The 17,979-nt window shown below is 65.3% G+C and carries 17 protein-coding genes; 3 read left to right on the top strand and 14 right to left on the bottom strand.

The window, feature by feature from the left end:
- Positions 1–39: 39 nt before the first annotated feature.
- From LPW26_RS07850 to LPW26_RS07840, 3 genes are all read right to left on the bottom strand, one after another.
- Positions 40–1,044: a Tim44 domain-containing protein gene (locus LPW26_RS07850; protein ID WP_238734028.1), complete on the bottom strand. Its 1,005-nt coding sequence runs from the start codon at positions 1,042–1,044 to the stop codon at positions 40–42.
- A 158-nt stretch (positions 1,045–1,202) separates the two neighbouring features.
- Positions 1,203–3,752 carry a cell cycle histidine kinase CckA gene (gene cckA / locus LPW26_RS07845; protein ID WP_238734149.1) on the bottom strand — a complete coding sequence of 850 codons (2,550 nt, stop codon included), beginning with the start codon at positions 3,750–3,752 and terminating at the stop codon, positions 1,203–1,205.
- 336 nt (positions 3,753–4,088) lie between these two features.
- Positions 4,089–5,042 (bottom strand): helix-turn-helix domain-containing protein, encoded by a 954-nt coding sequence (locus LPW26_RS07840; protein ID WP_238734026.1) that lies wholly within the window; start codon positions 5,040–5,042, stop codon positions 4,089–4,091.
- 258 nt (positions 5,043–5,300) lie between these two features.
- Between LPW26_RS07840 and LPW26_RS07835 the strand changes: the two genes are divergently transcribed.
- Complete coding sequence (locus LPW26_RS07835; RefSeq protein ID WP_238734024.1) at positions 5,301–6,554, top strand: acyl-CoA dehydrogenase family protein; 1,254 nt, start codon at positions 5,301–5,303, stop codon at positions 6,552–6,554.
- Positions 6,555–6,608: 54 nt separating this feature from the next.
- Here LPW26_RS07835 and flhB read toward each other — a convergent pair whose 3' ends face one another.
- From flhB to flgB, 6 genes are all read right to left on the bottom strand, one after another.
- Complete coding sequence (gene flhB / locus LPW26_RS07830) at positions 6,609–7,685, bottom strand: flagellar biosynthesis protein FlhB (protein WP_238734022.1); 1,077 nt, start codon at positions 7,683–7,685, stop codon at positions 6,609–6,611.
- A gap of 26 nt (positions 7,686–7,711) precedes the next feature.
- Positions 7,712–8,479 carry a flagellar biosynthetic protein FliR gene (gene fliR, locus LPW26_RS07825; RefSeq protein ID WP_238734020.1) on the bottom strand — a complete coding sequence of 256 codons (768 nt, stop codon included), beginning with the start codon at positions 8,477–8,479 and terminating at the stop codon, positions 7,712–7,714.
- Between the two features lie 112 nt (positions 8,480–8,591).
- On the bottom strand, positions 8,592–8,855 hold the full coding sequence (gene fliQ / locus LPW26_RS07820; RefSeq protein ID WP_238734019.1) for a flagellar biosynthesis protein FliQ: 264 nt from the start codon (positions 8,853–8,855) through the stop codon (positions 8,592–8,594).
- A 148-nt stretch (positions 8,856–9,003) separates the two neighbouring features.
- Positions 9,004–9,309: a flagellar hook-basal body complex protein FliE gene (fliE, locus tag LPW26_RS07815; protein ID WP_238734018.1), complete on the bottom strand. Its 306-nt coding sequence runs from the start codon at positions 9,307–9,309 to the stop codon at positions 9,004–9,006.
- A 34-nt stretch (positions 9,310–9,343) separates the two neighbouring features.
- Positions 9,344–9,769, bottom strand: a complete 426-nt coding sequence (flgC, locus tag LPW26_RS07810; protein WP_238734017.1) for a flagellar basal body rod protein FlgC — start codon at positions 9,767–9,769, stop codon at positions 9,344–9,346.
- A 16-nt stretch (positions 9,770–9,785) separates the two neighbouring features.
- The gene (gene flgB / locus LPW26_RS07805; protein WP_238734015.1) at positions 9,786–10,196 is read right to left on the bottom strand and encodes a flagellar basal body rod protein FlgB; all 411 of its coding nucleotides are present in this window, start codon (positions 10,194–10,196) and stop codon (positions 9,786–9,788) included.
- A 328-nt stretch (positions 10,197–10,524) separates the two neighbouring features.
- Between flgB and LPW26_RS07800 the strand changes: the two genes are divergently transcribed.
- Both LPW26_RS07800 and fliP read left to right on the top strand, forming a co-directional pair.
- Positions 10,525–11,538, top strand: a complete 1,014-nt coding sequence (locus tag LPW26_RS07800) for a flagellar biosynthetic protein FliO (protein ID WP_238734013.1) — start codon at positions 10,525–10,527, stop codon at positions 11,536–11,538.
- The gene (gene fliP / locus LPW26_RS07795) at positions 11,535–12,302 is read left to right on the top strand and encodes a flagellar type III secretion system pore protein FliP (RefSeq protein WP_238734012.1); all 768 of its coding nucleotides are present in this window, start codon (positions 11,535–11,537) and stop codon (positions 12,300–12,302) included. Before LPW26_RS07800 ends, fliP begins: the two co-directional genes overlap by 4 nt.
- Before the next feature lie 42 nt (positions 12,303–12,344).
- On the opposite strand, the gene LPW26_RS07790 is transcribed toward fliP, so the two are convergent.
- The 5 genes from LPW26_RS07790 to LPW26_RS07770 are packed head-to-tail and all read right to left on the bottom strand — an operon-like array spanning position 12,345 to position 17,978.
- Entirely contained in the window at positions 12,345–12,872 is a 528-nt protein-coding gene (locus LPW26_RS07790) for a TIGR02444 family protein (protein WP_238734010.1), read from the bottom strand.
- 17 nt (positions 12,873–12,889) lie between these two features.
- Positions 12,890–13,501 (bottom strand): UbiX family flavin prenyltransferase, encoded by a 612-nt coding sequence (locus LPW26_RS07785; RefSeq protein ID WP_238734008.1) that lies wholly within the window; start codon positions 13,499–13,501, stop codon positions 12,890–12,892.
- Positions 13,502–13,516: 15 nt separating this feature from the next.
- Complete coding sequence (locus LPW26_RS07780) at positions 13,517–15,019, bottom strand: chlorohydrolase family protein (protein WP_238734006.1); 1,503 nt, start codon at positions 15,017–15,019, stop codon at positions 13,517–13,519.
- Positions 15,019–16,938, bottom strand: a complete 1,920-nt coding sequence (locus LPW26_RS07775) for a TRAP transporter permease (RefSeq protein ID WP_238734005.1) — start codon at positions 16,936–16,938, stop codon at positions 15,019–15,021. Before LPW26_RS07775 ends, LPW26_RS07780 begins: the two co-directional genes overlap by 1 nt.
- A gap of 44 nt (positions 16,939–16,982) precedes the next feature.
- Positions 16,983–17,978: a TAXI family TRAP transporter solute-binding subunit gene (locus tag LPW26_RS07770; protein ID WP_238734004.1), complete on the bottom strand. Its 996-nt coding sequence runs from the start codon at positions 17,976–17,978 to the stop codon at positions 16,983–16,985.
- Position 17,979 lies beyond the last annotated feature (1 nt).

Below are 17,979 nucleotides of genomic sequence, written 5' to 3'. Positions count from 1 at the left end.
GAATCCGCGGCGCTGGAAGCCTCATGCGGGAGACGAGGCTCAGGTGGTCTGCTGGATCGCTGACAGCTCCCAGTCAACGCCCGGCCGACGGGCAAAGGTCCAGACCTCGGTGGCCTCGATCGGCGTCTCGCTGCCGGCGACGAGCCGGTTGGTGCCGCGCTCGAGCGTCTTGTCGACCAGCGAGAAGCGCATCGCCACCGTGGCGTAGTCGGTATCGCCTTCGCGCCAAGCTTCGGCGAGGTCGCCCTGCAGCAGCTTCACGTCCGACACCTTGTTGATGTCGTTGCTCGCCTTGTTCTCCGCCAGATCCTTGGCGAAGTACGAAGCCATTTCCGGCGTCGCGAGCTGGTTCAGCCGCTCCTGGTCCTCGTTCGACCAGGCCGCCTGGATGTCGGTCAGCAGGCGTTCGAACGCCTCATAGTCTTCCGGCTTGATCTCCAGCGGAGGCTGGTTCGGGGCGCTGCCGCCGCCGAAACCGAAGCCGCTGCGATAGGCCGGCGCCGGTTCCGGACCCGGACCGACGGTCGGGCCAGCGCCGGCGCTGGTGTTGGCATAGGCCGGCTGGGGCTGCGGGTTGTTGCGGCGCTGCCACCACGACCACGCCAGCCGTGCGACGACGACCACCAGCACGACCTGCAGGATCAGGCCGATGATCGAGGCAAAGCCGCCGAGGCCGGACATGAAGCCGCCACCGAACAGCATGCCGAGCAGGCCGGCGCCGAGGAAGCCGGCGGCGAGGCCGCCGAGCATGCCCATGCCGGGCCGGTTGAAGAAGCCACCCTTGGCGGCCGCGCCGGCTGCCGGCGCGTTCATGCCGGGGCTGCCCGGCTGGGTCATGGTGCGGTTGAACGGCTGCGCTGCGCCCGGCGCCGTGGGGGTCGCCTTGGGAGCCGAGAAGGTGCGCGAGCCGCGCGAACCGGAATTACCGCCGCCGCCGATGCGGGCTTCTGCCGCCGACGACAGCGCGAGCGCCAGCGGCATGGCCAGCGACAGGGTCACGGCCAAAGCGGCAACAGCGCCACGCGTGCGATGCAAAAAGTTCATTGGTTTCCCTCGATTCCCCGGCAGGGGGAAAGCTCTCTCAAAATGGGCAGCAGCGGACAAAAGTGAAGGATGCGCAACGCCGCAGGGGCCGTCGCAACCTGCGGCCCTCGGTCGCGGGGACAAGCCCGTTTCGGATGGTGAATGAGGCGAGCGCCGAGCTAGTTCGGCGCCATCGTTTCCTTCACCTTCGCGACCAGGGCGCTGAGCGCGAAGGGCTTGGCCAGGAAGGCGAATTGTTCGTTTTCCGGCAGGCTCTTTTCGAACGCGTCTTCGGCGTAGCCGGAGACGAAGATGATCTTCAGGTCCGGATTGCGGCCGCGCATCGCCTTCAGCAGCGTCGGGCCGTCCATCTCCGGCATCACCACGTCGGACACCACCAGATCGACCGCGCCGCCATTGGCGTCGAACTCCTCCAACGCCTCAATGCCGTTCGAGGCTTCGATCACCTGGTAGCCGCGTGAGCGCAGGCCGCGGGCGTTGAGCGAGCGCAGCCCCTCTTCGTCCTCGACCAGCAGGATGGTGCCCTGCCCGGTCATGTCGCCGCGCGGCTTGGCGGCCGCGGCCGCAGCGGCGGCCTCCGCAGCGGAGCCGCTCGGCGCTGGCGCTTCCGGCTGCGGCTCGGCGGCCGCTTCGTGACGCGGGAGGAAGATCTGGAAGGTGGTGCCCTTGCCGACTACGCTGTCGACGTAAACGAAGCCGCCGGTCTGCTTGATGATGCCGTACACGGTCGACAGCCCCAGGCCGGTGCCCTTGCCGACTTCCTTGGTCGAGAAGAACGGCTCGAAGATCTTGTCGACGATGTCGGCCGGAATGCCAGTGCCGGAGTCGCTGACGTCGATGCGGACGTAGTCGGCAGCCGGCATGCCCTTGTGGGCAAGCTGCGCGACGTCGGCCGCGGCGACGTTCGAGGTCCGGATCGTCAGCCTGCCGCCTTCCGGCATCGCGTCGCGGGCGTTGACGGCGAGATTGACGATGACCTGCTCGAACTGCGAGACGTCGGCCTTGGTGCGCCAGAGGTCGCGGCCGTGCTGCATTTCCAGCGTGATCTTCTCGCCGATCAGCCGCTTCAGCAGCCGGTCGATATCGGTAAGCGCCTCGCCGAGATCGAGCACCTGCGGCCGCAGCGTCTGCTTGCGCGAGAACGCCAGCAGCTGCCGTACCAGCGTCGCGGCGCGGGTGGCGTTCTGCTTGATCTGCATGATGTCCTGGAACGACGGATCGGTCGGCTTGTGGGCGTTCAGCAGGAAGTCGTTGGCCATCATGATGGCCGAGAGCACGTTGTTGAAATCATGCGCGATGCCGCCGGCGAGCTGGCCGATGGTGTCCATCTTTTGCGCCTGGTTGACCTGGTTCTCCAGCGCGCGGCGCTCGGTGGTCTCGAGCAGATAGACGATTGCCGCCTCGGCATCGCCGTCGTCCGCCACCGCCGTGACGAAGAACTGGCCCCAGCGCTCCTTGGCGCCGTCGAGCATCACCTCGACCGGCGCGATGTCGGCCTGGCCCTGCGCGGCCTGATCGATCGCGGCGCCCAACGTGGCGCGGTCGCGGGTGCTGACGGCGGCGAGGATCGATTTGGCGGCGCCGCCGGACGGATCGAGGCTCTGCGCCAGCTTGGCAAAGCGGGCGTTGGCGCGCACCACCGCGCCGGATTTGTCCACCGTGGCGATCGCCATCGGGGTGTGGTCGAAGAACCGCATGAAGCGGATCTCGGCGGCGCGCTGCGGATCGAGCCGCTCGTCGCGGGCGCGGCTGATCACCAGCGTGCGCGAGGCGCCCGGCGTGCCGTCGGCGCCGAAGGCGAGCTTGTGATACAGTCGCACCGGCATGGTCTTGCCGCTGCGCATTTTCAGGTCGATGTCGAAGACTTCGGTCTTGACCTCGCCCGGTTCGGGCACGATCGAGGTCAGCAGCGCCGAACCGTCGCCGGACACGATGTCACCGAGCTTCAATCCGCCCGAGCCGATCTCGGCGAGGTCGTGGTCCAGCCAGTTCGCCAGCGTCGCGTTGACGTAGACCAGGTTGCCGCCGGCATCGACCGAGAAGAAGCCGCAGGGCGCGTGGTCGAGATATTCGATGGCGTGCTGCAGCTCCTGGAACACGTCCTCCTGGTGCTCGCGGTCGCGCGTGATGTCGGCGATCGACCACACCGTCTGCTTCGCCTCGCGTTTGCCCGAGCCGAGCGGCCGCACCCGCAGCCGCATCCAGCGGCCGGCCGCGCCCTCGGCGCCGGCGACCCGCACCTCTTCCTGCAGCCGCTTGCCCTCGCGCGAGGCCTTCAGCAACCGAAACACCGCTTCGGAGACATCCGGATTGCCGATGAACACCCGCTCGACCGGCCGGACATCCTGCATCGAGCCGGCGCCGGTCAGCGCCAGATAGGCCGCATTGGCGTAGACTACGTGGCCGCGCGAATCGGTGACGGCGATGCCGTCGATCGCGCCCTCGGAGATCGACCGCAGCACAGGATCGGCCGCGGCGCGATCGGCAAAGCCGACGATGCCGGCCGCGAAGGCGAACAGCATGAACAGCCCGACCATCGCCAGCAGCGCCAGCAGGCCGAGGATATAGGGCTGCGCCTCGGCCCGGCCGAGCGTCATGAACGCCACTGCGGCGGCCACGATGGCGCCCGCCACCAGCAGCACCAGCGCGATGCTGCCGCTGCGGCGCCCCGGCTCCGTCGACGAAGCCTGATGGTCGTTGATAGTCATGGTCACCGAACCGATCCCTTGCCTGCCGGCGCAGCGGCGGCCAGCATCCACCTGCCTGAATCGGAGCCGACCGCGCAAGCAAATCTATCCCGGGGACAGCATCCAACGCCCTCTTTGCGGGCAGCGACCAGCCTGGAAAGCGCCCTTTCCGACGCGTCGCCGCGTCCGGCGCCAGGGGCGTGGAACTGAACGCGCCGATTGCATTGGATAGCCCCCGCCGAACCGGTCGCCGCCAACTGTTCTGGCTTTCGCCTCGGGACTGTAGCCGCTGGGCTTGCGGGCTGTTTTCGCGCGGGCGGCGCCTTCATCGGCGCGCCGCCGATCGTCACCGGACGTTCAGTCGATATTTCGTCCGTTCGCGCGCCGGTACTCCGTGGGCGATGCCTCGAATTTCTTCCGAAACGACCGATTGAAGTACGAGATGTCGTTGAAGCCGCAGGCGAAGGCGACGCTGGAAACCGCCTGATCGGGCATCTGCGACAGCGCGTGCGCAGACCGCTCGAGCCGCTTCGCCCGGATCGTTTCGCCGAACGTCATCTCGGCTGCCGCAAATAACCGATGCAGCTGGCGGGGCGAAATCCTGAACTGCCGGCACACGCTTTCGATCGAGAGGGCCGGATCGTGAAGGTTGTCGTCGACGTGTTTGAGAACCGAGCTCAGCATCGCCTGCCGGGCCGATCCCACGGCAACGTCCGCCGCCTCGGCGCTTCCACCGAGCGACAACGCGACCAGATCCACCACCATGCCGGCGATCGCATCGTGTGACGACACCGGCATGACCGGGGCGCGTTCGAACACCGACTGCAGGAAATCGACGGCGAGCGCCCCCATCGCCGTTTCGCGCGAGACTCGTATCGCGGTCGAGGCCACGGGATCTCTCAACAACGGATCGAGGAGTCGCTTCGGAATCCTCAACGAACGAGTCTCGGGATCCGTCCGATAGTCGAGATGGTATGGCTCGGTCGTATCCACGAGATAAAACTCGTTCGGCCGCACCAACACCTCGCGTCCCCTCTGCCGGGCGACAACGTCGCCCTTGGTCTGCAGGTTGACGAAATAATACTCGAGCGGTGTCTTGCTGATTTCGGCCGGCCCCCGTTCGACGACGTGCCGCTCGGTCAACAACCTCGTGACGTTCACGTCCGACATCAGCGTCGCCGTGACGCTGCCGGAAAACCGGCCTTGGCGACGCCGAACGGGATTGAGTGTGATGTAGGCTTCGCAAAGAACTTCGCGCCAGAAGCTGAACTGCTCGTGCGCGGGCAGATCTTCAGTCGTCCAGAACGGCATGACGAGCTCCGGAACCGCATCAGCAACAAAGTCACGCGCTAAACGCTAGGTCCGCATATTTTGTTTTACCGTTCAAGCCCAAAAAGTGGGGCAACGCTGCACTGCAAACAAGCAAACTAAGCAATCCAACTGCTTGTCGCTCTCCCGGAGAGCCGCGTTGTCGCTCGCGGACAAGAGAATTGTCACTACCGTCCAAGACAAGCCGCCGGCCCGGATATTTGCTTGCGACCTGCTAATCATCTTCATGCAGGAGACCACATGAGCATCGAATTCGAATTGAGCGAGCAACAGGTTGCATTGCGGGAGGGCGCGCGCGCCTTCGCTACCACGGTCCTGAAAGACGTTCGGCCGACTATCCGTAACTATCAGAAGCCGGATGAGCGGTTCTACTCGATCAGGCCCTTCCACGCGAAGGCGGTCGAGGCGGGATTTCTCAAAGGGCTGTTTCCGAAAGAATACGGCGGCACCGAAGTTTCGACACTCGATTTCGCGCTTGCAGCAGAAGAACTGGCGGCGGTGGACGTCAACGTTCCCTCCGCGGTCCTCGGGACCGGGCTCGGCGTCAAGCCGATCATCTTCTACGGCAATGACGAACAGAAAAAGCGATTCCTGCCGGACTTCATCGAAGACGGAACGCGGCTCGCCGCGCTGGCTTTCACCGAGGTGACTGGCGGCGCCAACTTCGATGCCGCCGATCCCCGCTTTGGTGTGAGGACGTTCGCGATCCGCGAAGGCGACGAATGGGTCATCAACGGCGAGAAACACTACACCACGAACGGGACCGGCTGGGACGGCAACAACTGCCACTTGTACGCCGTGGTTTGCCGAACCGACCCCGCAAAGAACGCCGCGGAATCGCTGGCAGTCATCATGGTCCCGGGCAACACGCCCGGCATCTCCGTCACCGGACTACTCGACACCGTGGGCCATCGCGCATCGATTTCGCCTCGGATGAAATTCGAGAACGTTCGGGTGCCGGCAGGCAACATCATCGGCAAACCGGGCGACGGCATCAAGATCGTATCCACCAACTTTGCCTGGACGGCCGCACTGATCGGCGCCGCCTGCGTCGGCGTCATGCGAACCGCCTTCGACCATGCTCTCGCCTTCTCGAAGCAGGACTCCCGTTCCGGCCCCTGCTTGATCATCGACTATCCGACAGTCGGCTACATGCTCGCGGACATGAAGATGAAGATCGAAGCCTGCAGATACCTGACCTGGAAGGCCTGCCAGCAGTTCGACCGCTCGAAAGGCCAGGAGCAGGAACTCGCCGTGATGACCAAGGTGTTCTGCTCGGAGACCTGTGTGGATGTCGTCTACGACGCCATGCGGGTCGTCGGGGTCGACAGTTACACCGACATGCATCCGCTGGCTGAACTCATGAACGACGCGATGTGCTTTCCGCTCTACGACGGCGGCAACATGGGGGCGCGGCGACGCCAATTGCACAGCATCCTCAAGAGCGACGCTTACGATCCGCACTTCGCCCCTTACGGCACGTTCGGCAAATAGAACCGTCCTCGATCCGGAGCGCTACCACGGCGGCGCTTCGGATCAAGATCCGCTTCAAGTCCGCCGTGCGAACAGATTGCGCTTCAGGTTCATGACGTAGCCGATCACCTCGGCGACCGCCTGATAGTGCTCGACCGGGATCTCCGCGTCGATCTCGACGGTGGCATAGAGCGCGCGCGCCAGCGGCACGTTTTCGACGATCGGCACGTTGTTGGCCTTGGCGACTTCGCGGATCTTGAACGCGATCGCGTCGGCGCCCTTGGCGACGCAGATCGGCGCCTGCATGCCGCGCTCGTATTTCAGCGCCACCGAGAAGTGGGTCGGGTTGGTGATCACCACCGATGCGCTCGGCACCGCCGCCATCATCCGCTTCTTCATCCGCTGATAGCGGATCTGGCGGATGCGGCCTTTGATGTGCGGATCGCCTTCGGACTGTTTGTACTCTTCCTTGACCTCCTGAAGCGACATTTTCTGCCGCTCGTGCCAGGTGCGATACTGGAAGAAGTAGTCGCCGGCCGCCACGAAGGCGAGCGCGCCGGCGACCGCGCCCATCAGCTTCAGCGTCAGCGACACGGTGACGCCGAGCAGCGCGGCGACGTCCATCTGCAGCAGCGCGTCGAGCCGGTCGCGCTCCGGATACAGCACCGCCACCATGATCACGCCGAGGGCGATCACCTTGAACAGGCCCTTGAGGAAGTTGGCGATCGCCTGCTTGCCGAACAGCCGCTTAGCACCTTCCAGCGGCGACAGCTTGCTGAATTTCGGCTGCAACCCCTCGGTCGAGAACACCAGCCTATGCTGGACCAGATTGCTGCCGATCGCGACCAGCGCCAGCAGCAACAGCGGCACGCCGAGCACCGAGATCATCATGTATAGCAGGCTTTTGGTCAGAGCCATCAGGCCGGCGCCGTCGACCTTCAGCATCCACGACTTCTCGATCAACGCCTTCATCGGCCCGGCGATGCCGGTGCCGATCGAGCCCGAGAACGACGAAACCAGCAGCGTCGCGCCAGCGATGACGAACCAGGTATTGACCTCCTGGCTCTTGGCGACGTCGCCGCGTTGCAGCGCATCGTCGAGTTTCTTTTGTGTTGGTTCTTGTTGTTTCTCTTCGTCGTTATCGTCGGCCATTGCTCAGCCTTCCCGGTCCAGGAGGCTCAGCCCGGCGTCAGATCGCGCATCACGCCGCCGAAATAGCCGACAAAAACGCCCATCATCGTGGTGATCACCGCCGCGAAGATGATGAAGCCGATCATGATGGAGAGCGGCACGCCGACGAAATAAACCTGCATCTGCGGCATCAGCCGCGCCAGGATGCCGAGCCCGATGTTGAACACCAGACCAAACACCAGGAACGGCGCCGCGAGCTGCATTCCGATCTTGAACGACGCTGCGAATGCGCGCGTCGCCAGCGCCGCGACGTCGCCGCTGTTGAGCAGTTCGCCCGGAGCGAAGATCTTGTAGCTGTCGCTCAGCGCCTGAATCACCAGATAGTGCGAATCCGTGGCGAACAGCATCGTCACGCCGAGAATTGTCAGGAAGTTGCCGATCAGCATTCCCTGCTGACCCTGCGTAGGGTCGATCGCGGTGACGAAGCCGAGCCCGAGTTGCTGGGCGATGACGGAGCCCGCGACCTGCAGCGCCGCCAGCGTCACGCGCGCGGTGGCGCCGAGCACGATGCCGATGATGATCTCCTGCACCATCAGCACCAGCAGCGGCGTCAGCGACGACATGTCGACCTGGTAGGCGGCGCGGTGCAGCGGCAGGATGATCAGCGTCAGCGCCAGCGCGATCGACAGTTTGACCCGTGTCGGGATGTTGGTCTCGCCCAGCGTCGGCAGCAGCATCACCATCGCGCCGATGCGGGCGAACACCAGCATGAAGGCGGCGCCGAGCGCAGGCAGGAACGAGATGTCGATGCGCATGGCGAACTTCTGCGTCGGGACGGGCAACCTTCGCGCCGGCGTGGCTGCGCGCAGCGGCGAGAGCCACCGCGGACGCTGCGCACCGGCCCGAGGCGCGGATCCCGATCATGCGTCAACCGCCGGTGATTCGCGATGAGATCCGCAGCATCTCGGCCTGGAGCTGGTCGGCCATGAACGGCAGCGTCAACACCAGGGTGATGAAGATCGCGATGATCTTCGGCACGAACACCAGCGTCTGTTCCTGGATCTGGGTCAGCGCCTGCACCAGCGACACCGCGACGCCGACCACGAGGCCGACCACCATCAGCGGCGCCGAGACGATGACGATCGTCCAGATCGCATCGCGCGCGACGTCGAGGGTTTCGGGGCCGGTCATGTCGAATTCCTTCGTTAAGTCTGTCGTCATTGCGAGGAGCGAAGCGACGAAGTAATCCGGCTCGCTGCACGGGTCTGGATTGCTTCGCTGCGCTCGCAATGACCGGCTTCTGTCCGAAGCCGCGTTGCGCGAGCGATCAGCGCTGCAATCAGATCGGCATTCTCAGAATTTCTTCGTAAGACTGGATCACCCGGTCGCGCACCGACACCAGCGTCGATACCGCGACGTCGGTTTCGGCGACCGCGGTCACCACGTCCATGATGTTCGACTTGCCGTTGGCCATCGCCACGGTCTGGGCGTCCGACTTGCGGCCGGCGTCGAGCACGCTGCTCATCGCGTCCTTGACCAGCGCGCCGAACGATGGGCCGTTGTCGGTCGGCTTGCCGGCGCCGGCCGGATTGGCGAGCCGGGCGAGGCTCGCATAAGCGTTGGCTGCGGAAATCGGGGATGCCATGGGTGGTCTCCTGGGGCGTCTGGCTCAGGTCCGGTCAGGCCTTGAGGATGTCGAGGGTGCGCTGGATCATCCGGCGCGTCGCGCTGATGACGTTAAGGTTGGCTTCGTAGGACCGCTGCGCGGCGCGCATATCGGTCATTTCGATCACCGAATTGACGTTCGGATATTTGACGTTGCCGTTTGCATCCGCGGCCGGATTGGTCGGCTCGTATTTGAGCTGAAAGGCCGAGGTGTCCGGCTTGATCCGCCCGAGCGCGACGGTGCGCGCGTCGAGAGTGCGGTCGAGCGCCGACGTGAAGGTCGGCACCTTGCGGCGATACGGATCGCCGCCCGGCGTCTGTGCGGTCGAATCGACGTTGGCAATGTTTTCGGAGATCACCCGCATCCGCCCGGCCTGCGCGCGCAGCCCGGAGGTGGCGATACCCATCGACCTCGCGAAATCGCCTGCATCGTCTGCCATGGTTCAATCTCCTAAGTCAGCGCTTGCCGATCGCGGTCTTCAGCAGGCCGAGGCTGCGGCTGTAGAGCGAGGTCGCGGCGGCGTAGTCCATCTGGTTGGCCGAGACCTTCATCATCTGGTCCTCGAGATTGACGGCGTTGCCGGCGGGCCGGGTCTGAAACCCGGTGCGGCGATCATCCGCGAACGAGGTGGTGCCGCCGGTCGGCCTGAGATGCGACGCGCTGGTCATCATCATCGGCAGCGAGCCGCCCGCGGTGGGACCTGTGAGATGACCGCCACCGTCGAATTTCGGCGCGACCAGGTCGCGCGGCTGGAAGTTCGGGGTGTCGGAGTTCGACACATTCTCGGCCAGCACCTTTTGACGCTCCTGATGCCATTGCATCTTGGTGCGCAGCGCCGCCAGCATCGGAAGATCGTTGATCGCCATCGCCGTCCCCCCTCCCGGTCACGCGTGGAGCGACTCCCCCGGGAGTAGGCAGAATTTGCCGGGCACATGGTTAACGGCCGGTTAAGATTGGTTACGAAAGCCTTGCCATATCGTTACCAAGGCGTTCACGCGGCGCCCGCCGGCGCCGGAATGCGGCCGAATTTGCGGCCGCAGTCCCCATGTTTCGTGGACGACAAGAAAAACGGGATGGCGGTTCCTGCCGCTGGTTATTAAGAAGGGTTAAGAAACGCGCTGCTCGTCGCCGGCGTTGACCCGTTCTGGCCGCTGCCGAGCAGGCACCACCGATGCGTTTCTCCGGGGATCGAGCATGCAGCAGCCATTGATGTTCTTTTTTGCGTTTCTGGCCGTCCTGGCGATGATCGGGGCCGCCGCCTGGCTGGTCCGTCGGTTCGCCGGCAACCGCCTCGGCGCGAGTACCAAGACGGGACGAATGCCGCGTCTGGCGGTGATCGACGCCGCAGCGGTCGACGGCCGGCGCCGGCTGGTGCTGGTACGCCGCGACAATATCGAACATCTGTTGATGATCGGCGGCCCGAGCGACCTCGTGGTCGAGAGCAATATCGTCCGCGCCAATCCGTCGCGGGACGCAGCGCGTCCCGGTCTCGGCGTGGAACCGCGACTCAATCCGCTGGATTGGGAGACAGAAACCGGCTCCGAGGCGCCCGAGCTGGAGCTGCCGCCCCGCCCCTCGCGGCCCGCCTTCGCCGACGAACTACGGCGCCCGGTTCCGCCTGCGATGCCGCCGCGCCGCGCCAGCGAATTTCCCGCCAGCGATCCGTTTGCCGGCCTGGCGCCGGAGCCGATGGTGCGGCCCGAAGCCCCGGTGAGCCGTCCGGAGCCGCGGCCGGAAATTCGTCCCGAGCCCCGGGCCGAAGCTCGCCCTGAGCCCCGGCTCGAGCCGGCGCCACGCCCGCGTCCCGACCCGGTGATGCCGCGTCCGCCGCGGCCTGAACTGCCGAAGGCGCCGCCGCCGCTTCGTGCCGAGCGCCCGATACCGCCCGCCCCGCCAGCCCCACCCTTTGCTCCCGCCGCGCCGGCTCCGACCGCCGCCGCGCCGCAGCCCTCTCCCGATTTGGCCGCTGCCGATCAGAATCTTGCCGAGATGGCCAATCGGCTCGAAGCCGCGCTGCGCCGCCCGACCGATACGAAGCCGGACGCCGCGCCAGAGCCTCCGGCCCGTCCCGCAGCTCGTGCGCCGGAGCCTCGCCTCGAGCCCCGTCCCGACCCGACTGCCGCTCCGGCTCCGGCTCCCAAATCCGGCTTCGAAAGCCTCGAAGACGAGATGGCGTCGCTACTGGGGCGGCCGAAGTCGCCTTCGTGAGCCGGCCGACCAACCCGCGTAGAGTTTTTCAGTTTCTCGCCGTCCTGATCGCCAGCGTTGTCGCGCTGGCGGCACCGACGTATGCGCAGGACGTCAGCATCAATTTCGGCGCCGGCGGCGGCACCGGCGTCACCGAGCGCGCGATCCAGCTGATTGCGCTGCTGACGGTGCTGTCGATCGCGCCGTCGATCCTGATCATGATGACGTCGTTCACCCGCATCGTCGTGGTGCTGTCGCTGCTGCGCACCGCGCTCGGCACTGCGACCGCGCCGCCGAACGCGGTGATCATCGCGCTGGCGCTGTTCCTCACCGCCTTCGTGATGGGACCGACGCTACAGAAATCCTACGACGACGGCATCAAGCCACTGATCGCCAACGAGATGACCGTCGAGGACGCACTGGTCCGCGCCACCGGTCCCTTGCGCATCTTCATGCAGAAGAACGTCCGCGAGAAGGATCTCAAGCTGTTCCTCGACCTGTCCGGCGAAGCGCCGCCGGCGACGCCCGAGGACTTGTCGCTGCGCATCCTGATGCCAGCCTTCATGATCTCCGAACTGAAGCGCGCCTTCGAGATCGGCTTCCTGCTGTTCCTGCCGTTCCTGATCATCGATCTCGTCGTCGCCTCGGTGCTGATGTCGATGGGCATGATGATGCTGCCGCCGGTGGTGGTGTCGTTGCCGTTCAAGCTGATCTTTTTCGTTCTGGTCGACGGCTGGTCGCTGGTGGCCGGGAGCCTGGTGCAGAGCTATTCGGGCAGCGGATAGACACATCGCGCGGCGGACGGCGCGGATCTGGGTCGTCCGGTCTCACTCCAGATCAGACGCCGCCGACAATGCGCTCAGAACAGTCTCGATCGCCGCCTCGGTGGTTGCGTCCTCACCGACTTGGCCACAGCGGGCCGCGTAGTAGGCCGTCACGGCGTGCATCGCCGCCCGCAGGTCGGGAGCCGGAGACGGAGGCAACGTCCTGATCAGGTCTGCGAGCATGGCCTGTTCGACCTGTTCGGCGCGGAGTTCGGCACGCATGACGGTCTCGCGCAGATCTTTGGGCTGCTGGATCGACGACGGCATGCTTTTCAACGTTCGTCTGACCGTCCGCAGCGGCTGCACGATCTCCGTGCGCCAAGCCGCGACCATCTCGTCGAGCAATGCCACTTCACGCTCGCCGATTGCGATGCCGAGTCGTGATCCGCCAAACAGGCAGACCAGCAGCACGTTGATGTCGACTCCGAAACGGTCTTGAAGCCGCAGACAGGCCGGCTGCACTCCGGCTCGGCCGTAAACATCGAGAGCGAAGGTCCAATGCGGCCCGTCGAGATCCGGCGGTTCGGTCATCGGCAATTGTCCGTGGGTCATTCGTCGCGATCGGCCGGTTTTGCGGCGACGTCCATCTTCGATCCGGTCCATCGCCGCGAAATGCCGGCATCGATTCCGAACAAATCGAGCGCGCGGCTCAGCGTATGGTCGACGATCTCGTCGATGCTCCGCGGCCGAATGTAGAACGCCGGCACCGGAGGCATCACGACGGCGCCCATCTCGGTCAACTCGGCCATCGTGCGCAGATGACCGAGGTGCAACGGGGTCTCCCGCACCAGGAGGACGAGCCGCCGCCGCTCCTTCAGCACCACGTCGGCCGCACGCGTCAGCAGCGAGGAGGTCACGCCGCTGGCGATCTCCGACATCGAGCGGATCGAGCAGGGAGCGACGATCATTCCGGCCGTGGGGAACGATCCGCTGGAGATCGAGGCGCCGATATCGTCGACCTGGTGAACCACGCTGGCCCGCGCACGGATATCGGACACTTTCAGATCGGTTTCATGGGCGAGCGTCACCTGTGCAGAGCGCGTCATCACCAGATGACTCTCGATCCCGAGCGTTGCCAGAATGTCGAGCAGACGGACCCCGAGAATGATGCCCGACGCGCCGCTGATGCCGACGATGATCGGCTTTGATGGATTTGTCATCGACGCATGCCGCCCTCAGACCGGTTCGCACTCGAAGGTGGACGGATAGCACCACGGACATGCCTGCTCGGCGGAGCGGCCGAGCGGATCCCATTCCGGCAGGCTGTCCCAGACGGCCTCCCCGGCCGATTGAGCGCGCTGGTTCAGCTCGGCGAAATCGATCCCGGGAATGATGCCATTCTCCATCCGGATCACGCCATCGACGATCACCGTCTCGACATCGTCCCCCACGCCGCACTCGACCAGGCTCTTGACCGGGTCGCGTACCGGGCCATAGCGCAGCGAATTGCCGCCGGACAGGTTGATGATCACGATGTCGGCGACCGCACCGGGAGCCAGACGCCCGAGATCGTCGCGGCCGACCGAAATGGCGCCGCCCAGCGTCGCAGCCTCGAGCGCCTCGCCGGCGGTCGCGGCAAGGTAGGTCTCGCTCATGATCTTGCCCAGATAGGATGCCGTCCGCATGTTCATGATCATGTCGCGCGGATAAGTATCAGAGCCGATCGAGATGTTTACGCCCGCGGCGCGATATCGCATCCAGCTGTCCAGCGTGCGCGAGCGCCGCACGATGTTGATCGGGCAGTGCGAGATGCTGACACCGGCGTCGCCCATCAGGCGCAGATCGTCCTTGCGGGCGAAATTGAGGTTGGCATTGTCGGAGATGAAATTGCCGTGGCCGATGTTGAGCGTCGGTCGCAGCATGCCAAGGCTGTCGAGCAGCTCGATCGGCGTCATCATGTATTCGCGCACGGTCTCGTGAAATTCGATCACGCTGTAGGCCGCATGGGTGGCCATCGGCAGCCCGAGTTCGTCGGCGAGTTCGCGGGTCCGTCGCAGCAGGTCCAGGCTTGCGGTCTCGACCTCGCGCGGCACCAGGATGCCCCGGACGCGGCCCTCTGCAGCGCCGTCATTGCGGGCGATCCAATCGACCGCGACGTCGAGGCCGTCGAGGCCGAGCTGATCGTCGCGGATCCGTTTCAAACGGCCCTGCTCGTCGCCGACCCAGCGGCCGCAGTCGAAACCGGGCGCCAGATAGGCGCGGGTGCCGAGCCGCGTCACTTCCGCCAGCAACGCATCCTGCACCTTCAGCTGACTGCCGAACTCGACGAAGGTGGTGACGCCGTTGCGTAGCAGTTCGGCCACCGTGAAGGTGGCGTTAAGCGCGAAAGCTGCTTCGGCGCCCGGATCGCCATGCTTCAGATAGCGGGGATCACCGCTGACCGTCTTGCCCTCCTTGGGCACGCTGATTTCGAGAAACGGTTGGCCGTAATACATCGGGCGGCCGGTGTCGGAGATCAACCGGTGCGACGCGCGATGACCGGAGTGCACATGGGTGTCGATGAAGCCGGGCGTCACCAGCTTGCCCTTTGCGTCGATCGTGCGGTCGACATCGCCCTCGAAAGCGCGGCCGACGTAAACGATGCGGTTGCCCTCGTACACCAGCACGGCGTCGCGCAATAGCGTGTGACGTCCCTTGTCGTGCCCGACGATCCAGCCGGCCTCGATCTTCGTACGCATCAGATAGCTGTTCCTTCGGAAGGTTGGGACGTCGTCTCCGGCGGCACCGCGGCGCGGGAGCGGATGCCGGGCCGCATCTGCCACAGTCCGACCAGCGCCAGCAGAATGAAGCCGATAATCTCGGCTGTGAGGTTGGGCACGATCAGCAGGACGCCGCCGGCGAACAGGATCCCCCGCATCACCAATGAGAGCCGTCCCAGCGCGAATCCTCCCGAGGCCGCCGCCGTTGCGCAGACGCCGATGGCGGCGGTGCCGACGGTGCGGACATTGTCCAGCGCACTGCCTTGCAGCAGGAGCGCCGGATCGGCGACAAACGCGAACGGGATGATGAAGCCCGGGATGGCGAGACCGAACGCGATCAGTCCCGTGGTCCACAGCGACCCACCGCTGACGCCGGCGGCCGCATAGGCGGCCAGCGCGACGGGCGGCGTCACCATCGACAGCACCGCGAAATAGAAGATGAACAGGTGAGCCTCGAGCGCCGGCACGCCGAGATTCTGCAATGCGGGTCCGACCAGAATGGCAGCCACCAGATAGGCGGCGGCGGTGGGCATGCCCATGCCGAACACCAACGTCAGCAGCATGGCGCCGATCAGCGAGACGAACAGCGAGTTGCCGGCGATGTCCAGCAGCCAGCGCTCCAGATGCAGCGCCATCCCGGTGTGAACCAGGATGCCGACGATGATCCCTGCAACGGCGGACGGAATCGCCACCTCGGCGGCGCTCCGTGCTCCTGCCACGAGGGCGGCATAAATATCGCGGGGCATCAGCCGCGTCGTCGCGCGCAGCCAGCTGATGATGATGATCGCAACCGCCGTGATAGCGCCGACACGCATCAGTGAATATTGCGACGTCAGCAAATAGACCATGAGGCCGAGCGGAAGCAGCACATGCCAGCGCTCTTTCAAGCCCCGCCAAGATTCCGCGAGCGGAAGATCGCGGGTCGGAACGAGGCCGTAGCGCCGCGAATAGCTGTCCACCAGCACGTAGAGCGACAGATAGAACAGCACCGCCGGCACGATCGCGGCGTAGGCGACCGTCCCATAGGTCACGCCGACGATGTCGGCCAGGATGAAAGCGGCCGCGCCCATCACCGGCGGGGCGAGTTGCCCCCCCGTTGAGGCGGTGGCTTCGACCGCGCCGGCGAAATTGCGGCTGAAGCCGGTGCGGCGCATCAACGGAATGGTGACCACGCCCGTCATCAGCACGTTGGCGACTGCGCTGCCCGACACCGTGCCGAACAAGCCCGACGAAACGATACTCGCCTTGGCGGCTCCGCCCCAAGCCCGGCCGGTGGCGCAATAGGCGAGATCGACAAACAGGCGGCCGGCACCGGAGCGCTCCAGGAACGCGCCGACGATGACGAAGTAGAACACCATATTGGCGGAGGCCGAGATCGGTGTGCCGAAGATGCCCTGTCCGGAGAGAAGCTGGAGATCGACGAACCGCTTCAGCGACAACCCCCTGTTGTCGAATGGAGCGGGCAGATACGGCCCCAGAAAAACGTAGAGAATGAACAGCACCGCCAGCGACATCAGGACGGTGCCGGCAATTCGGCGCGCGGCTTCCAGCAGCAGCAGGATCAGGACGATGCCGAACACATAGTCCGCCGTGTAGACCGGATCGACGCCCTCGATCCGCTCGGCCACGCGCGCGCCCTGCATGTAGAAATAGCTTGCGCAGGCCAGTGCCAGGCCGGCGCACAGCACGTCGAACAATGGGACGTCGTCCCCTTCCTTGCGTCGGCCGCGAAGTCCTACCACCAGATAGGCGATGGCGGTCGTCGCGCCGACATGTGCCGAGAGCAGTGATATTTCGTAGATCGCCCGGCTGGCGAACACCGGGATGAACTGCACGACCGCGAGCGCAATCGCGATCAGACCTACCAGAAACCGCGCATTGCGGGCAGATAACGTCATGGTCTCGCTCTCGGCTGTTGGTCCGGATCCGGAAGTGGCGGCTGTTACTTCATCAGCCCGGCTTCACGGTAGTACTTCGCCGCGCCCGGATGGATCGGGCAGTTGCCGTTGAGGGCGGGGTCCGCGGCGAGTTTGGGATCGAAGTCGGCCAGAGCTGCGTGGATCCGGGGCATCGCCGCCGCGTTCTCCACCAGCGTTTTGGCGATCGTATAGGCCGCGTCGTTGGAGACGCTCGACGCGATCAGGATGTTGGACGCGGCGCGCACCGTCTTGACCGGCTCGGTCTGCCCCTTGAAGGTGTTGGCCGGAACGGTGACGTCGGCCCAGCCGTACTTCTCCGTCATTCCCTTGATCACGTCGTCCGGCAGGGGAAGCATGATCATGTCGTTGACGGTGGTGATCTGCGTGGCAGCGGGATGGCCCTTCGTCACCACATGCGCCCAGCCACCGGCGTTGCCGTCCTTGATGATCTCGGCCGTCCCCGAGCGGGTCGACGGTTCGATCAATCCTCCCTTCTGCGCCACCGCTTCCTTGCTGGACCCCAGCAGGGTGAGAACCTGACGTACGCCCTGCTCGCCGGTGCCGCCGGCCTGAGTGGTCAGAAGATGGAACTTGTTCTTGCCGGCGACGATGTCATTCCAGGATGTCACCCCGGACGCCCGGGTGACGAAGGTGCTGAAGTAATAGGTATCGAGCCCGCCGATCAGGCCCATGACCTTGTCCTGCTTCTGCGAGAATGCGCCGAAGCCGCCGCAGCCCTCGGCCGAAGTGACCGCGAAGCTGATTCCGAGTTCGGCCTCGCCGCTCTGGATCAGCTTGATGTTGCCGACGCCGCCGGCGATGGGAAGAACGTCGATGCTCGACCCTTTGGGAAGCTGTTTGGTCAGGAGATCGGCGAAGCCCGCGCCGTAATTGTACCAGGCCGATCCGACGCCAACGGTGGCGAAGCGGAGTTTCACCGCCGGCTGTGCCGAGGCGGCCGCAAGGCCGGCCGACGTTGCGAGGGTCAGGCTGAAGCAGAAAGCGGTCAATCGTCTCATC

Source organism: Rhodopseudomonas infernalis (assembly GCF_022271405.1).
Taxonomy (GTDB): Bacteria; Pseudomonadota; Alphaproteobacteria; order Rhizobiales; family Xanthobacteraceae; genus Rhodopseudomonas; species Rhodopseudomonas infernalis.
The sequence above is the reverse complement of the archived record's forward strand: the minus strand, read 5'-3'. Positions and strand labels throughout refer to the sequence as shown.

What these genes read in the sequence shown, in the direction of transcription:
- flgB (WP_238734015.1), bottom strand. Translation starts at nt 10,196, where the DNA reads ATGGCGATCAACGATCTTCCGATGCTGGCGGCGCTGCGCACCAAGATG.
- flgC (WP_238734017.1), bottom strand. Translation starts at nt 9,769, where the DNA reads ATGGCAGACGATGCAGGCGATTTCGCGAGGTCGATGGGTATCGCCACC.
- fliE (WP_238734018.1), bottom strand. Translation starts at nt 9,309, where the DNA reads ATGGCATCCCCGATTTCCGCAGCCAACGCTTATGCGAGCCTCGCCCGG.
- LPW26_RS07800 (WP_238734013.1), top strand. Translation starts at nt 10,525, where the DNA reads ATGCAGCAGCCATTGATGTTCTTTTTTGCGTTTCTGGCCGTCCTGGCG.
- LPW26_RS07835 (WP_238734024.1), top strand. Translation starts at nt 5,301, where the DNA reads ATGAGCATCGAATTCGAATTGAGCGAGCAACAGGTTGCATTGCGGGAG.
- LPW26_RS07770 (WP_238734004.1), bottom strand. Translation starts at nt 17,978, where the DNA reads ATGAGACGATTGACCGCTTTCTGCTTCAGCCTGACCCTCGCAACGTCG.
- LPW26_RS07780 (WP_238734006.1), bottom strand. Translation starts at nt 15,019, where the DNA reads ATGCGTACGAAGATCGAGGCCGGCTGGATCGTCGGGCACGACAAGGGA.
- LPW26_RS07840 (WP_238734026.1), bottom strand. Translation starts at nt 5,042, where the DNA reads ATGCCGTTCTGGACGACTGAAGATCTGCCCGCGCACGAGCAGTTCAGC.
- LPW26_RS07790 (WP_238734010.1), bottom strand. Translation starts at nt 12,872, where the DNA reads ATGACCGAACCGCCGGATCTCGACGGGCCGCATTGGACCTTCGCTCTC.
- LPW26_RS07775 (WP_238734005.1), bottom strand. Translation starts at nt 16,938, where the DNA reads ATGACGTTATCTGCCCGCAATGCGCGGTTTCTGGTAGGTCTGATCGCG.
- LPW26_RS07785 (WP_238734008.1), bottom strand. Translation starts at nt 13,501, where the DNA reads ATGACAAATCCATCAAAGCCGATCATCGTCGGCATCAGCGGCGCGTCG.
- cckA (WP_238734149.1), bottom strand. Translation starts at nt 3,752, where the DNA reads ATGACTATCAACGACCATCAGGCTTCGTCGACGGAGCCGGGGCGCCGC.
- LPW26_RS07850 (WP_238734028.1), bottom strand. Translation starts at nt 1,044, where the DNA reads ATGAACTTTTTGCATCGCACGCGTGGCGCTGTTGCCGCTTTGGCCGTG.
- fliQ (WP_238734019.1), bottom strand. Translation starts at nt 8,855, where the DNA reads ATGACCGGCCCCGAAACCCTCGACGTCGCGCGCGATGCGATCTGGACG.
- flhB (WP_238734022.1), bottom strand. Translation starts at nt 7,685, where the DNA reads ATGGCCGACGATAACGACGAAGAGAAACAACAAGAACCAACACAAAAG.
- fliR (WP_238734020.1), bottom strand. Translation starts at nt 8,479, where the DNA reads ATGCGCATCGACATCTCGTTCCTGCCTGCGCTCGGCGCCGCCTTCATG.